This window comes from Stenotrophomonas sp. Steno-Z4, from assembly GCF_056393145.1.
Map to the genome: position 1 here is coordinate 37,844 of NZ_JBWJPC010000007.1, position 14,366 is coordinate 52,209.

At 66.8% G+C, this 14,366-nt stretch carries 12 protein-coding genes; 10 read left to right on the forward strand and 2 right to left on the reverse strand.

The window, feature by feature from the left end:
• Positions 1-9: 9 nt before the first annotated feature.
• The gene (locus tag AC06E7_RS15880) at positions 10-2,382 is read right to left on the reverse strand and encodes a 3-hydroxyacyl-CoA dehydrogenase/enoyl-CoA hydratase family protein (protein WP_217538379.1); all 2,373 of its coding nucleotides are present in this window, start codon (positions 2,380-2,382) and stop codon (positions 10-12) included.
• A gap of 70 nt (positions 2,383-2,452) precedes the next feature.
• Positions 2,453-3,115 carry a TetR/AcrR family transcriptional regulator gene (locus AC06E7_RS15885; protein WP_478065299.1) on the reverse strand — a complete coding sequence of 221 codons (663 nt, stop codon included), beginning with the start codon at positions 3,113-3,115 and terminating at the stop codon, positions 2,453-2,455.
• Between the two features lie 276 nt (positions 3,116-3,391).
• Here AC06E7_RS15885 and ndk point away from each other — a divergent pair, with 276 nt between their 5' ends.
• The 10 genes from ndk (at position 3,392) to folD (ending at position 14,184) form a co-directional block, all read left to right on the forward strand.
• Positions 3,392-3,817 (forward strand): nucleoside-diphosphate kinase, encoded by a 426-nt coding sequence (gene ndk, locus AC06E7_RS15890; RefSeq protein ID WP_478065300.1) that lies wholly within the window; start codon positions 3,392-3,394, stop codon positions 3,815-3,817.
• A gap of 10 nt (positions 3,818-3,827) precedes the next feature.
• Positions 3,828-5,033: a dual-specificity RNA methyltransferase RlmN gene (rlmN, locus tag AC06E7_RS15895; RefSeq protein ID WP_093534407.1), complete on the forward strand. Its 1,206-nt coding sequence runs from the start codon at positions 3,828-3,830 to the stop codon at positions 5,031-5,033.
• The gene (locus AC06E7_RS15900; RefSeq protein WP_068851312.1) at positions 5,020-5,817 is read left to right on the forward strand and encodes a tetratricopeptide repeat protein; all 798 of its coding nucleotides are present in this window, start codon (positions 5,020-5,022) and stop codon (positions 5,815-5,817) included. The genes rlmN and AC06E7_RS15900 overlap by 14 nt, the downstream gene beginning before the upstream one ends.
• A 6-nt stretch (positions 5,818-5,823) precedes the next feature.
• Positions 5,824-6,684: a helix-turn-helix domain-containing protein gene (locus AC06E7_RS15905; RefSeq protein ID WP_478065301.1), complete on the forward strand. Its 861-nt coding sequence runs from the start codon at positions 5,824-5,826 to the stop codon at positions 6,682-6,684.
• Between the two features lie 72 nt (positions 6,685-6,756).
• Positions 6,757-7,395: a YfgM family protein gene (locus AC06E7_RS15910; protein ID WP_478065302.1), complete on the forward strand. Its 639-nt coding sequence runs from the start codon at positions 6,757-6,759 to the stop codon at positions 7,393-7,395.
• Positions 7,395-8,603 (forward strand): outer membrane protein assembly factor BamB, encoded by a 1,209-nt coding sequence (gene bamB / locus AC06E7_RS15915; protein ID WP_095364619.1) that lies wholly within the window; start codon positions 7,395-7,397, stop codon positions 8,601-8,603. Before AC06E7_RS15910 ends, bamB begins: the two co-directional genes overlap by 1 nt.
• A gap of 12 nt (positions 8,604-8,615) precedes the next feature.
• Positions 8,616-10,013, forward strand: coding sequence for a ribosome biogenesis GTPase Der (gene der / locus AC06E7_RS15920; protein WP_068851324.1), 1,398 nt, complete (start codon positions 8,616-8,618; stop codon positions 10,011-10,013).
• Positions 10,014-10,105: 92 nt separating this feature from the next.
• Positions 10,106-11,245, forward strand: coding sequence for a molybdopterin-synthase adenylyltransferase MoeB (gene moeB, locus AC06E7_RS15925; protein ID WP_478065303.1), 1,140 nt, complete (start codon positions 10,106-10,108; stop codon positions 11,243-11,245).
• Positions 11,246-11,370: 125 nt separating this feature from the next.
• Positions 11,371-13,197 (forward strand): monovalent cation:proton antiporter-2 (CPA2) family protein, encoded by a 1,827-nt coding sequence (locus AC06E7_RS15930; protein WP_478065304.1) that lies wholly within the window; start codon positions 11,371-11,373, stop codon positions 13,195-13,197.
• A gap of 111 nt (positions 13,198-13,308) precedes the next feature.
• Positions 13,309-14,184 (forward strand): bifunctional methylenetetrahydrofolate dehydrogenase/methenyltetrahydrofolate cyclohydrolase FolD, encoded by an 876-nt coding sequence (gene folD / locus AC06E7_RS15935; RefSeq protein WP_068851333.1) that lies wholly within the window; start codon positions 13,309-13,311, stop codon positions 14,182-14,184.
• Positions 14,185-14,366 lie beyond the last annotated feature (182 nt).

A 14,366-nucleotide genomic window follows, 5' to 3' on the forward strand; every position in this document is an offset into this window, starting at 1 on the left:
TCTTATGGGTCAGTTGCGCAGCGGCTTGCCGGTCTTCAGCATGTGCGCGATGCGGGCCTGGGTCTTTTCCTGCTGGGCCAGTTCGACGAAGTGCTTGCGCTCCAGGGTCAGCAGCCACTCTTCATCCACCAGCGTGCCGCGGTCCACTTCGCCACCACACAGCACGGTGGCGATACGCACGGCGATTTCGTAGTCGTACGGGCTGATGAAACGGCCCTCGAGCATGTTCACCAGCATCATCTTGAAGGTAGCGATACCCACGTCACCGGCCACCTGGATGCGGCGGGCCGGCATCGGCGGACGGTAGCCGCCTTCGGCCAGCGCCTGCACTTCGGCCTTGGCGATGTGCAGCGCTTCGAAGCTGTTGAACACCACCTTGTCGGTGGCGCGCATCAGGCCCAGTTCCTTGGCGTTGACCGCGGAGTTGGAGACCTTGGCCATGGCCACGGTTTCGAAGGTCTTCTTCAGTTCGGCGAATACATCACCGCCCGGGCCGGCGGCCTGGGAGGCGCGTACCGCCAGTTCCTTCAGGCCACCACCGGCCGGCAGCAGGCCGACGCCGGCTTCGACCAGGCCGATGTAGCTTTCCAGTGCGGCCACGCTCTTGGCGCTGTGCATCTGGAATTCGCAGCCGCCGCCCAGGGCCAGCCCGCGCACGGCGGTCACCACCGGCACCAGCGCGTACTTGATGGCCTGGCTGGTGCGCTGGAAGTTGTGCACCATTTCTTCGAACTGGTCGACCTTGCCGGCCTGCAGCAGGCCGAGCGCGCCGGCCAGGTCGGCACCGGCGGAGAAGGGTTCCTTCTGCTGCCAGATCACCAGCCCCTTGAAGCCCTGCTCGGCGCGCTTGATGGCTTCCTGCAGGCCGTTGAGCACGTGGTCGGACACGGTGTTCATCTTGGTCTTGAAGCTGACCACGGCGATGCCGTCGCCGTCGTGCCACATGCGCACGCCGTCGTTCTCGAACACGGTTTCGCCCGGGCTGAAGGTTTCGCCCAGCAGCGGATCCGGGAAGCGCTGGCGCTGGTACACCGGCAGCGCCGAACGCGGCAGCTTGGCGTTGCGGGTCGGGCTGTAGCTGCCTTCGGCGGCGTGCACGCCATCGCGGCCATCGAACACCCAGTCCGGCAGCGGGGCGTTGCTCATGCTCTTCCCAGCCACGATGTCATCGGCGATCCACTGCGCGACCTGCTTCCAGCCGGCGGCCTGCCAGGTTTCGAACGGGCCCAGCGACCAGCCGTAGCCCCAGCGGATGGCCAGGTCGACGTCGCGCGCGGTTTCGGCGATGTCGGCCAGGTGGTAGGCGCTGTAATGGAACAGGTCGCGGAAGGTCGCCCACAGGAACTGCGCCTGCGGGTGCTGGCTTTCGCGCAGCTTGGCGAACTTCTCGGCCGGGTTCTTGATCTTCAGGATCTCGACCACTTCCGGGGCGGCGGTGCGATCGGCAGCGCGGTAGTCCTGCTTCTCCAGGTCCAGCACCACGATGTCCTTGCCGACCTTGCGGAAGATGCCGGCGCCGGTCTTCTGGCCCAGCGCACCCTTGGCGATCAGCGCGTCCAGCCACTTCGGCGAGGCGAAGTACTGGTGCCACGGGTCGTTGGGCAGGGTGTCGCCCATGGTCTTGATGACGTGGGCCATGGTGTCCAGGCCGACCACGTCGGAGGTGCGGTAGGTGGCCGACTTCGGGCGGCCGACCAGCGGGCCGGTCAGGCCATCGACTTCATCGAAGCCCAGGCCGAACTGCTGGGTGTGGAAGATGGTGGACAGGATCGAGAACACGCCGATGCGGTTGCCGATGAAGTTCGGGGTGTCCTTGGCGTACACCACGCCCTTGCCCAGGGTGGTGACCAGGAAGCTTTCCAGGCCTTCCAGCACGGCGGCGTCGGTGGTGGTGGCCGGGATCAGCTCGGCCAGGTGCATGTAGCGCGGCGGGTTGAAGAAGTGCACGCCGCAGAAGCGGTGGCGCAGCTGTTCGGGCAGCACGTCGGCGAGCTTGTTGATGCCCAGGCCGGAGGTGTTGGACGCCAGCACGGCATGATCGGCCACGAACGGGGCGATTTTCTTGTACAGGTCCTGCTTCCAGTCCATCCGTTCGGCGATGGCTTCGATGATCAGGTCGCAGTCGCGCAGCTGCTCCAGGCCGGTTTCATAGTTGGCCGGGGTGATCGCTTCGGCGTAGGACTTGCTGGCGAGCGGGGCAGGGCTGAGCTTGCCCAGGTTGGCGATGGCCTTGAGCACGATGCCGTCGGCAGGACCTTCCTTGGCGGGAAGGTCGAACAGCACGGTGTCGACGCCGGCATTGGTCAGGTGGGCCGCGATCTGGGCACCCATGACGCCGGCACCCAGCACGGCGGCGCGGCGGACTAGCAGGGAATTGGACATGTCGATAAGCCTTTGTTGGTCTGGAAACCGGGCAGGGCCCGGCTCTACGGGGGTGATATGGGGTCCGGCGTTACGGGGTGGCAAGGGTCGCCGCCGCAGGGGCGGTGGCCGCGCTGGCGCGGAAACCGGCTTCGGCGAAATGGATGAGTTCCTGGGCTGCATGGGCACGATGCGCCGCTTCGGTGACACCGGGGGGGCGCTTGATCAGCCCGAAATCGGCCATGGCGTAGGTCAGTGCGCCGGCCAGGAAGTCCAGTCGCCAATACAGCTCTTCCTTGCTCAGGCCCGGCACGCTGGCGGCGATCGCCTTGCCGAACTCGCGCAGGACGTGGCCGTAGTGGTCGGAGAGGAACTTGCGCAGGTTGTCGTTCTTTTCCGCGTACGCGCGGGCGATGACACGCACGAACGCGCCCCCGGTCTGGCGGTCCTGGGCCATGGCCAGCGCCGGTTCGACAAACGCAGCCAGCACCGGCCGCAGCTGCCCGGGGTGGTCGCGACGGGCGCTGTCCAGCTGCGACAGCCGGGCGGCGGTCATTTCGTCCATGCGCCGGCGGAACACCTCGTTGACCAGGTTTTCCTTGGATCCGAAGTGGTAATTCACCGCAGCGATGTTCACATCGGCCTGGCTGGTCACCTGGCGCAGCGATGTCCCGGCGAACCCGTGCAGGGCGAACAGCTCCTCGGCGGCGCCGAGAATGCGGTCCTTGGTGGAGAAGTGGGCGGGTTTGGCCATGGGCGGGGAAGGGGTTCAATCAAACGATTGTTTGATATTAGACCCCGGCATCGCCGCTGGCATGCTGCGACGCACAAGATGTTGGTCCTCGTTCATGCCCATCAACCTGAACGGCGGGCAGTCGCCGCCAGCGCGAGGTTGCCGCGCAGGGCGTGGCAAGACGTACCGAGAGGTTGTAGAATCACGCCACGTATATAGGCTAAGCCCGCGTTTCGACGCGGGTTTTTTTCATGTTACTCTCGGGCCGATCAGTGGCCCGCCCAACGGAGAATTCCCATGGCGCTGGAGCGCACCCTTTCCATCATCAAGCCGGACGCCGTCGCCAAGAGCGTCATCGGTGAAATCTACGCCCGCTTCGAAAAGGCTGGCCTGAAGGTCGTGGCTGCCAAGTACAAGCAGCTGTCGCGCCGTGAAGCCGAAGGCTTCTACGCCGTGCACAAGGAGCGTCCGTTCTTCAACGCGCTGGTCGAGTTCATGATCTCCGGCCCGGTGATGATCCAGGCGCTGGAAGGCGACAACGCCGTGCTGGCCCACCGCGACCTGCTGGGCGCCACCAATCCGAAGGACGCTGCGCCGGGCACCATCCGCGCCGACTTCGCCGATTCCATCGATGCCAATGCCGCCCACGGCTCGGACTCGGTCGAGAATGCCGCGATTGAAATCGCGTACTTCTTCGCCGCGACCGAAGTGGTCTCGCGCTGAGAGTAATGCCGTGAACGAGGTCGTACAGCCCAACGCCATCCCCATCGTGCTCGCCCAGGGCGCGCCGGTGGCCAAGCAGAACCTGCTCGACCTCGATCGCGAGGGATTGGAGCGCTTCTTCGCCGAGACACTCGGCGAAGCGCGCTACCGTGCCCACCAGGTCATGAAGTGGATCCACCACCACTACGTCACCGATTTCGACCAGATGACCGACCTGGGCAAGGCGCTGCGCAGCAAGCTGCAGCAGCATGCCGAAGTCCGCGTCCCGAACATCGTCTTCGACAAGCCGTCGGCCGACGGTACCCACAAGTGGCTGCTGGCCATGGGCACCGATGGCAAGAACGCGATCGAAGCGGTCTACATCCCGGACAAGAACCGCGGCACGCTGTGCGTGTCGTCGCAGGTGGGCTGTGCACTGAACTGCACGTTCTGCTCCACCGCCACCCAGGGCTTCAACCGCAACCTCTCCACCGCCGAGATCATCGGGCAGGTGTGGGTGGCGGCGCGCCACCTGGGCAACATCCCGCACAAGCAGCGTCGCCTCACCAACGTGGTGATGATGGGCATGGGCGAGCCGTTGATGAATTTCGACAACGTCGTGCGCGCCATGAGCGTGATGCGCGACGACCTGGGCTACGGCCTGGCCAACAAGCGCGTGACCCTGTCGACCTCCGGCCTGGTGCCGCAGATCGACCGCCTGTCGGCCGAAAGCGATGTGTCGCTGGCGGTGTCGCTGCATGCGCCGAACGATGCGCTGCGCGAGACCCTGGTGCCGCTCAACAAGAAGTACCCGATCGTGGAACTGATGGCCTCGTGCGCGCGCTACCTGCGTGCGAACAAGCGCCGCGAATCGGTCACCTTCGAATACACCCTGATGAAGGGCATCAACGACCAGCCCGAGCACGCCCGCCAGCTGGCGCGGCTGATGCGCCAGTTCGACAATGCCGTACAGGCCTCGCATTCGGGCAAGGTCAACCTGATTCCGTTCAATCCGTTCCCCGGTACCCGCTATGAGCGCTCCGGCGATGCGGAGATCCGCGCCTTCCAGAAGATCCTGCTCGACCAGCAGGTGCTGACGATGGTGCGGCGGACCCGTGGCGACGACATCGATGCCGCCTGTGGCCAGCTCAAGGGCCAGGTGATGGATCGTACCCGCCGCCAGGCCGAGTTCAACAAAACGCTCCAGGACGGGAAAAACCGGGATGCCGCTGCCTGACCGCCGATTGCCAGCCGTTTTTTTCGTCGCGCTGGCACTCGCCGGGTGTGGCAACAAAGGCGTCAAACCCATGACCGCTCCGCTGGGCGTAGCGCCCGAATACGTGGCGCGCGACAACGCTGACACCCGTCGCCGGGTCAGCTACCAGGACCAGATGACATTGTCGGCCGAGGCGTTCCGCGCCGGAGCGCTGGATGCTTCCGAAAAGCGCGCCCGAAGCGCGCTCAAGCTCGACGCGGGCCGGCCGGATGCCTACATCATGCTGGCGGCGCTGGCCAACCGGCGCGGTGACGATGCCGCCGCCGGTCCGCTGTTCCAGAAGGCGGCCGAGCTGGCGCCGGACAGCGGCGAGGTGCTCAACAACTATGGCGCCTGGTTATGTGGTCATGGCCGCGCCACCGAAGCGTTGCCACTGTTCGACCGGGCCGTTGCCGCGCCGGGTTACCGCACGCCGGCCGCAGCCTTGGCCAACGCAGGGGGCTGTGCGCTTGACGCCGGCCAGCCCGAGCGCGCCGTGCGTGACCTGCGCCGGGCCCTGGCGCTGGATCCGGCCAACCCCTATGCGCTGGAGGCCATGGCCCGCAACGAGCATGCCCAGGGCCGCTTTTTCGAGGCCCGGGCCTTCGTGCAACGTCGTCTTGCGGCTGCACCGGCCACACGTTCCGTGTTACAACTTGCCTCTCAAATCGAGGCGCAGCTTGGCGACACAGTGGCATCCGGTCGTTATCTGCAGCGAATTCGCGACGAATTTCCGCAGGATGCGGCTCCTAATTCCCGGGGTTGAAGCATTGTGATTGATGACCAGACTGTGAACGCTTTTGACACTGCGGCCGGCTGTGGAGCACGTCTCCGGCAGGCGCGGGAAGCGGCAGGACTGACGCTCGAAGCAGTGGGGCAGCAGTTGCGCATGCCGGTGCAGGTGGTGAAGTCACTGGAAGCCGAGCAGTGGGACCGCCTTGGTGCGCCGGTGTTCGTCCGCGGCCAGCTCAAAAGCTATGCGCGCCTGCTCAAGGTCGACCTGGGCGATGTGCTGGACCAGGCCCACATCGGGCCGGTGGTGCCGCCGCAGCTGGTCAGCCACACCCATACCCCGCGGGCCCGCCGTATCGCCGAGAGCCTCGGCCGCCGCGCCCTGTATGTCGGCATCACCGCGGTGCTGGCCGTTCCGGTGTGGTTCGCCACCCGCGGCCACTTCGACAGTGCCTCGACCACCCCCAATACCGCTTCGCTGGATGTGATTCCCGCCGCCGTACCGGTGGCGGGCACCGCGCCGGCTGCCCAGGCGGCGCCGGTGGTGGCGCCTGCGCCGTCGACGGCGCCGTCGGCCCCCTACCTGGCCTCGTTGACCCCGGTGCCCCGTCCCACGGCCGCCGCGCCGGCGCCGGCCGGTGCGCTCAGCCTGCAGTTCAAGGGCGACAGCTGGGTGGATATCGTCGCGCCCGACGGCAGCACCGTCGAGAAAGCCCTGATCAAATCAGGTGAAACCCGCGCCTTCAGCCCGGGCCAGGTAGCCCGCATGGTGCTCGGCAATGCGTCGGCGGTGGAGGTTCAGCAGGCCGGTACCATCATCGACCTTTCGCCCTACCAGCGAGCCAACGTGGCACGCTTTACGGTATCCTCTGACGGCTCCGTGGCTCCGGTTTCACACTGAGCCGCGTTTTCCGATTCATTTCGACAATCCAATTCAAACAGTCCCTCCTGACGGGCAGGGGCGAGAGTACGCATGGCGATCGACGACCTGCTCGACGAGCACGAACAAAGTGAACGCGTCCGCAGCTGGCTGCGGAAGAATGGTGTCAGCATCATCGCCGGCGTGGCGATTGCCATCGGCGGCATCGCCGGCTGGCAGTGGTGGCAGAAAGAACAGGGCAGCCACCTTGCGGGTGCCCACGGTGAGTACCAGGTGGTGCTCAAGCAGCTGGAGGACAAGAAGCTGGACGAAGCGGCCAAGGGCGTGAAGACGCTGGAAGGCGGCAAGGTCCAGGTCTACGGCGACCTGGCAGCGCTGCAGCTGGCCAAGGCGCAGGTCGATGCAGGCAAGAACGAGGAGGCCCTGGCCACCCTTCGTGCCATCAAGGCCGACCCGGAATACAAGGCGGCGATCGACCAGCGCATTGCGCGCCTGCTGATCGCCACCGGCAAGAGCGACGAAGCCATCACGCTGCTGGGCAGTGCCACCGACAGTGCGAGCCTGGAAATCCATGGCGACGCCTTGATGGCGCTGGGCAAGCGTGACGAAGCCCGCGGGCAGTATGAGAAGGCGCTCAAGACGCTGGATGTGGCAGCGCCCCAGCGGCGCGTGCTGGAAACCAAAGTGATGGATGCCGGTGGCACCGTCACCGAGCCTGCGGAGTCGGTGTAATGAAGCAGATGGTCATGATCAAGCGCGTAGCCACCCTGGTGTTGATGGGCGTGGCGTTGTCCGGCTGCACCACCGTCAAGGGCTGGTTCGCCGGCAAGGACGCGGAGGCCAAGAAGGCGCTGGAACCGGCAGAGCTGGTCAAGTTCGAGCCGACCGCCAAGGTCGACCGGATCTGGAGCACCAACCTGGGCAAGGGCGAGAAGCGCATCGGCGTGCGCCAGGGCCCGGTCGTGGCCGATGGCCGCGTGTACGCGGCCGCGATTACCGGCGGCGTGCATGCGCTGGACCTGCAGACCGGCAAGACGGTCTGGACCTACGAGCCGGCCAAGGTCAAGAAGCAGCCCAAGCTGCGTCTGTCCGGTGGCCCGGGCGTCGGCGAAGGACTGGTGGTGATCGGTACGCTGGATGGCCAGGTCATCGCGCTGGACGCCAACGACGGCAGCGAAAAGTGGCGCGCCAAGGTGCCGGGCGAAGTGATCGCCGCGCCGGCGATCGCCCAGGGCATCGTGTTCGTGCGCAGCAACGATGGCCGGGTGACCGCCTTCGATGCCGGCAACGGCACCCAGAAGTGGTTCAACCCGCGTGAGCTGCCCATGCTGACCGTGCGCGGCAACGCGCCGGTGGTGGCCGGCCCGGGCGTGCTGTTCATCGGCAACGATGACGGCAGCGTGGCCGCGCTGGGCATGCAGGACGGCCGTACCGTGTGGGACCAGATGGTCTCCAACGGTGAAGGCCGCACCGAACTGGAGCGCATGTCCGATGTGGACGGCGCGCCGGTGCTGGAAGGCAACACCCTGTTCGTGAGCAGCTTCAAGAACCAGACCATGGCGATCGAAGGCCCGACCGGCCGCCCGCTGTGGGCACGTGACCATGGCGGCGCCGGTGGCGTGGCCCTGACCTCGGGCAATGTGATCGTCACCGACAACAAGGGCGGCGTGTTCGGCCTGGACAAGGCCAGCGGCAGCGCCATGTGGTCGCAGACCGGCCTGGCCCGTCGCTCGCTGACCGGGCCGGCCATCCACGGCGATTACGTTGTGGTGGGTGACTACAAGGGTTATCTGCACTGGTTGCGGACAGACAATGGTGAACTGGCCGCGCGCGCCAAGAGTGGCGGCGATGCCCTGCTGGCGCAGCCGGTGGTCGCCGATGGGATTCTGCTGGTGCAGAACGTTGATGGAAAGCTGACCGCATTCCGGTTGGCACAATAAGGAGTTACCGCGATGCTGCCCTTGGTCGCCCTGGTTGGACGGCCGAACGTCGGCAAGTCCACCATTTTCAATGCGCTGACCCGTACCCGTGACGCCCTGGTCCATGACCAGCCCGGCGTCACCCGGGACCGCAACTATGGTGTTTGCCGTCTGGACGAGGACAACCCTTTCCTCGTCGTCGACACGGGCGGTATCTCGGAGGATGACGAAGGCCTGGCCGGCGCAACCGCCGACCAGGCACGCGCTGCCGCCGGCGAAGCCGATCTGATCCTGTTCGTGGTGGATGCCCGTGACGGGACCTCCGCGCTGGATGACGAGATCCTGTCGTGGCTCCGCAAGCTGTCGCGGCCGACCCTGCTGTTGATCAACAAGATCGATGGCACCAACGAAGACACCGTGCGCGCGGAATTCGCCCGCTACGGGTTCAGCGAAATGCTGACCGTGTCCGCTGCCCACCGCCAAGGCCTGGACGACCTGCTTGAAGAAGTGGTCCAGCGCCTGCCCGAAGAGGGCAGCGGCGAGGAGATGGACAACGATCCGAACCGGATGCGCATTGCCTTCGTCGGCCGCCCCAACGTGGGCAAGTCGACCCTGGTCAACCGCATTCTCGGCGAAGAACGGATGATCGCCTCGGAGGTGCCCGGCACCACCCGCGACTCGATCGCGGTGGACCTGGAGCGTGACGGCCGCGAATACCGCCTGATCGACACCGCCGGCCTGCGTCGCCGCGGCCGTGTCGAAGAGGTGGTGGAAAAGTTCAGCGTCATCAAGACCCTGCAGGCCATCGAGCAGTGCCAGGTGGCGGTGCTGATGCTGGACGCCAGCGAAGGCGTGACCGACCAGGACGCTACCGTGCTGGGCGCGGTGCTGGATGCTGGCCGCGCGTTGGTGGTGGCGATCAACAAGTGGGATGGCCTGACCGATTACCAGCGCGAACAGGCCGAAGCGCTGGTCTCGCGCAAGCTCGGCTTCGTGCCGTGGGCTGAAACGGTGCGCATCTCGGCCAAGCACGGCTCGGGCCTGCGCGAGCTGTTCCGTGCGATCCACCAGGCGCATGCCTCGGCGACCCACGAGTTCAGCACCAGCGAAGTCAACAAGGCGCTTGAAATCGCCTACGAGACCAACCCGCCGCCGGCGATCCGTGGTCACGTGTCCAAGCTGCGTTACGTGCACCCGGGCGGCTCCAATCCGCCGACCTTCATCGTGCACGGCACGCGGCTGAAGGAGCTGCCGGAGTCGTACAAGCGCTACCTGGAAAACTTCTTCCGCAAGCGTTTCAAGCTGATCGGCACGCCGGTACAGTTCATCTTCCGCGAGGGTGCCAACCCCTACGAGGGCAAGAAGAACGTGCTGAGCGAGCGTCAGATCGCCAAGAAGAAGCGCCTGATCAAGCACGTCAAGGGTCGCTGAAGCCCGTGGCGTCCCGGCACGCCGGGACGCCATCCCACGGTAGCGACACGCTACGCGTGTCCCAGCCGGACCCAACCCGCCCATAATGGGCCATGACCGCAGTACCCGAACTCAGCCCCGAGCACGCCCGCCAACGCACCCTCCACGGCGCGCTGCTGATCGACGTGCGTGAACCGCACGAGCGCGCCACCGGCATGGCCGAGGGCGCAAGGGGAATCGCGCAGGGCGATCTCCTGCGCGAAGCCAGCGCGCAGCTCCCAGCGCTCGACCGCGAGATCCTGCTGATCTGCCAGAGCGGCAAACGCTCCATGGAAGCGGCGCAGGCCCTGCTCGATCTCGGCTACACCCACATCGCGTCGGTCCACGGCGGCACCACTGCCTGGCGTGCTGCCGGGCTGCCACTAGTGCAGCCGCTGCAGAGCGACGACGAGCGGGATTTCAACGAACGCTACTCACGCCACCTGCTGCTGCCGCAGGTCGGCGTTGCCGGCCAGCAGGCGCTGCTCGGCGCGCGGGTACTACTGCTTGGCGCAGGCGGCCTCGGCTCGCCGGCCGCCTTCTACCTGGCCGCCGCCGGGGTAGGGCACCTGCGCATCGCCGACGACGACGTGGTGGAGCGCAGCAACCTGCAGCGGCAGATCCTGCATACCGACGCCAGCATCGGCGAACCCAAGGTGCAGTCGGCCCGCGCGCGGCTGCTGGCGCTCAACCCCCGGCTGGACGTGGAAGCGGTGCAGGCGCGGGTGACCTCGGACAACATCGACGCGCTGCTCGACGGCGTGGACGTGGTGCTGGACGGCTCGGACAACTTCCCGCTGCGCTACCTGCTCAACGATGCCTGCATCCAGCACGCGATCCCGCTGGTCTACGGCGCGGTGGAGCGTTTCACCGGCCAGGTGTCGGTATTCGACGCCGGCCGCCATCGCGGACAGGCGCCGTGCTACCGCTGCCTGTTCCCCGAGCCGCCGCCGCCGGAGTTCGCGCCCAACTGTGCCGAGGCCGGGGTGCTGGGCGTGCTGCCGGGCATGGTCGGCCTGCTGCAGGCCACGGAAGTGCTCAAGCTGCTGCTCGGGATCGGTGAGCCGCTGGTGGGGCGCCTGCTGACCTTCGACGCGCTGGGCATGCGGTTCCGCGAGATCCGCCTCGGGCCGGACCCCGCCTGCCCACTGTGTGCGCCCGGGCAGGCGTTCCCGGGTTACATCGACTACGCCGCATTCTGCGCAGGTCCGTAGGACGATATGGCGATTTACTGACCGATCGTTCCATTCCCAGCACGATCTTGCGCACCTGCGTGCTATGTCCGTGCATCAACTTGTCCTATCGTGATGGCTGATCGGAGTTGCAAGGAACAAACCGCATGGCGGTGGAAGCAGGTGCCAGTGAACTGGTGAAAGTAGTCGCCCTGCTGGGTGCGGCAGTGGTGATGGTGCCGTTGTTCCGCCGGCTGGGATTGGGCTCGGTGCTGGGCTATTTCGCCGCCGGGTTGGCGATCGGTCCGTTCGGCTTCGGCTGGTTCTCCGATCCGCAGGCGATCCTGCATACGGCCGAACTGGGCGTGGTGATGTTCCTGTTCGTGATCGGGCTGGAAATGCGGCCTTCGCACCTGTGGAGCCTGCGCAGGGAAATCTTCGGGCTGGGCACGCTGCAGATCGTGGTCTGCGGTGCGGTGCTCACCGGCGTGTGCATGCTGTTCGGCTTCCCGCTGCCGGTGGCCTTCATCGGTGCGGCCGGTTTCGTGCTGACCTCCACCGCCGTGGTGATGCAGCTGCTGGCCGAGCGCGGGGATATCGCGCTGCCGTCCGGGCAGAAGATCGTCTCGATCCTGTTGTTCGAGGACCTGCTTATCGTGCCGCTGCTGGCGGTGGCCGCCTTCATGGCGCCGGTGCAGGCCGATGCCGGTACCGGCTCGCGCTGGATCAGCGTGGCCATCGCCGCCGGCGCGATCATCGGGCTGGTGCTGGTGGGCCGCTTCCTGCTCAACCCGCTGTTCCGCATCCTGGCCGCCGCCAAGGCGCGCGAGGTGATGACCGCCGCCGCATTGCTGGTGGTGCTGGGCGCGGCACTGCTGATGCAGCTGGGCGGGCTGTCGATGGCAATGGGCGCGTTCCTGGCCGGCGTGCTGCTCAGCGAATCCACCTTCCGCCACCAGATCGAAGCCGACATCGAACCGTTCCGCGGCATCCTGCTCGGGCTGTTCTTCCTCAGCGTGGGCATGGCGCTGGATCTGACCGTGGTGGCCAACAACTGGCCGCTGATCGTGTCCGGCGTGCTGGCGCTGATGCTGGCCAAGGCGGTGTGCATCTACACCGTGGCGCGCATCCTGGGCAGCGACCACCGGCAGGCGCTGGATCGTGGCGTGGTGATGGCACAGGGCGGCGAATTCGCCTTCGTGCTGTTCTCGGCCGCCGCTGCTGCCGGTGTCATCGGTATCGAGGTCAACGCCAACCTGACCGCCATCGTGGTGCTGTCGATGGCGCTCACCCCGCTGTTCGTGCTGCTGCACGACAAGCTGATGCCGGCGCGGGAAGTCTCGCTGGAAGGCGTGGACACCGCCGAGGGCATGTCCGGCAGCGTGCTGATGATCGGCTTCGGTCGTTTCGGCCAGGTGGCCAGCCAGTCGCTGCTGGCCCGCGACGTGGACGTGACCATCATCGACAACGACGTGGACATGATCCACAACGCCGAGCGCTTCGGCTTCAAGATCTACTACGGCGACGGCACCCGCCTGGATGTGCTGCACGCCTCCGGCGCGGCCACCGCGCGTGCGATCGCGGTGTGCGTGAACAATGCGCAGGACGCCGACCGCATCGTCGAACTGGTCGCGCACGAGTTCCCGCAGGCCAAGCTGCTGGTGCGTTCGTTCGACCGTGAGCACTCGCTGCGCCTGATCCACGCCGGGGTGGACTTCCAGATCCGCGAAACCTTCGAATCCGCGCTGATGTTCGGCCAGGCCGCGCTGGTCGAGCTGGGCGCGGATGAGGACGACGCACGCGACATCGCCGAGCAGATCCGCGAACGCGACGCAGAGCGCTTCGAGCTGGAGATGGCCGGCGGCGACCTGCGTGCCGGTGCGCACATGGTGTTCGGCAGCGCGCTGCCGGGCGTGCCCACGCCGACCCCGTTCACCGCGCCCAAGCGCAAGGCACGCACCCTCAACGCCGACGAAGTGCCGGAAGAAGAATGACGCGCGTGAGCGCGACCGCAGCGTAGGGCCGGGCCATGCCCGGCTGTGACGGTGTTCGGCGGCACGTTAATCGGGGACAATACCCTTCCGCCGCCGCACGCCCCGCATTCGATGAACGATTCCGCCCCCCGTCATTCCGCCCGCATCCTGGACGGACGCCGCATCGCCGAAGACCTGCTGGACAGCTTGAAGGTGCGCGTAGATGCCCGCCTGGCCGCCGGTGGCAGCCGGCCGGGGCTGGCCGTGGTGCTGGTGGGCGGCGATCCGGCCTCGACCGTGTATGTGCGCAACAAGCGCCGTGCCGCCGAGAAGGTCGGGATCGAGGCGTTCGATTACGACCTGCCGGCCGGCACCGGTGAAGCCGAGCTGCTGACCCTGATCGACCAGCTCAATGCAGACCCGAAGATCCACGGCATCCTGGTCCAGCTGCCGCTGCCGGGGATCCCCGACGCCAGCCGCCTGATCCACCGCATCGACCCGCGCAAGGACGTGGACGGTTTCCACCCGGAGAACGTCGGCCACCTGGCCCTGCGCGAATTCGGCCTGCGCCCGTGCACCCCGCGTGGCATCACCACGCTGCTGGGCCATACCGACCAGCCGGTGCGCGGCCGCAACGCCACCATCGTCGGCGTGAGCAACCATGTGGGCCGGCCGATGGGCCTGGAGCTGCTGATCGCCGGCTGCACCGTCACCAGCTGCCACAAGTTCACCCCCAAGGACGTGCTGGAGCAGTCGGTGCGCAATGCCGACATCCTGGTGGTAGCGGTAGGCCGCCCCGGCATCGTGCCGGGCGAGTGGGTCAAGCCGGGCGCGGTGGTCATCGACGTGGGCATCAACCGCCTGGACGATGGCCGCCTGGTCGGCGACGTGGGCTTCGAGGCGGCGGCCGCACGGGCCAGCTGGATCACCCCGGTGCCGGGCGGGGTAGGGCCGATGACCGTCGCTACGCTGATGCAGAACACGATAGAAGCCGCCGAAGCATCCTGACGCCGGGACACCGTGGCGACCAACGGTCGTCACCTACCGGTAGCGCACGACCGTTGGTCGTGCGGCCCGGCCGCCGAACCGCTGCATGAACGCGCTGCGCCGGCGCGACACAGCGTCGCATCCGCCCCCTGCCCAACGGGGCGAAATCAGGGTAAAATGTCGCGCTTCCCCACATCTCGGGT

Bases quoted from the DNA above. Each gene is read 5' to 3' on its own strand.
- AC06E7_RS15880 (WP_217538379.1), bottom strand. From the start codon at position 2,382: ATGTCCAATTCCCTGCTAGTCCGCCGCGCCGCCGTGCTGGGTGCCGGC.
- AC06E7_RS15885 (WP_478065299.1), bottom strand. From the start codon at position 3,115: ATGGCCAAACCCGCCCACTTCTCCACCAAGGACCGCATTCTCGGCGCC.
- ndk (WP_478065300.1), top strand. From the start codon at position 3,392: ATGGCGCTGGAGCGCACCCTTTCCATCATCAAGCCGGACGCCGTCGCC.
- AC06E7_RS15900 (WP_068851312.1), top strand. From the start codon at position 5,020: ATGCCGCTGCCTGACCGCCGATTGCCAGCCGTTTTTTTCGTCGCGCTG.
- AC06E7_RS15910 (WP_478065302.1), top strand. From the start codon at position 6,757: ATGGCGATCGACGACCTGCTCGACGAGCACGAACAAAGTGAACGCGTC.
- bamB (WP_095364619.1), top strand. From the start codon at position 7,395: ATGAAGCAGATGGTCATGATCAAGCGCGTAGCCACCCTGGTGTTGATG.
- der (WP_068851324.1), top strand. From the start codon at position 8,616: ATGCTGCCCTTGGTCGCCCTGGTTGGACGGCCGAACGTCGGCAAGTCC.
- moeB (WP_478065303.1), top strand. From the start codon at position 10,106: ATGACCGCAGTACCCGAACTCAGCCCCGAGCACGCCCGCCAACGCACC.
- AC06E7_RS15930 (WP_478065304.1), top strand. From the start codon at position 11,371: ATGGCGGTGGAAGCAGGTGCCAGTGAACTGGTGAAAGTAGTCGCCCTG.
- folD (WP_068851333.1), top strand. From the start codon at position 13,309: ATGAACGATTCCGCCCCCCGTCATTCCGCCCGCATCCTGGACGGACGC.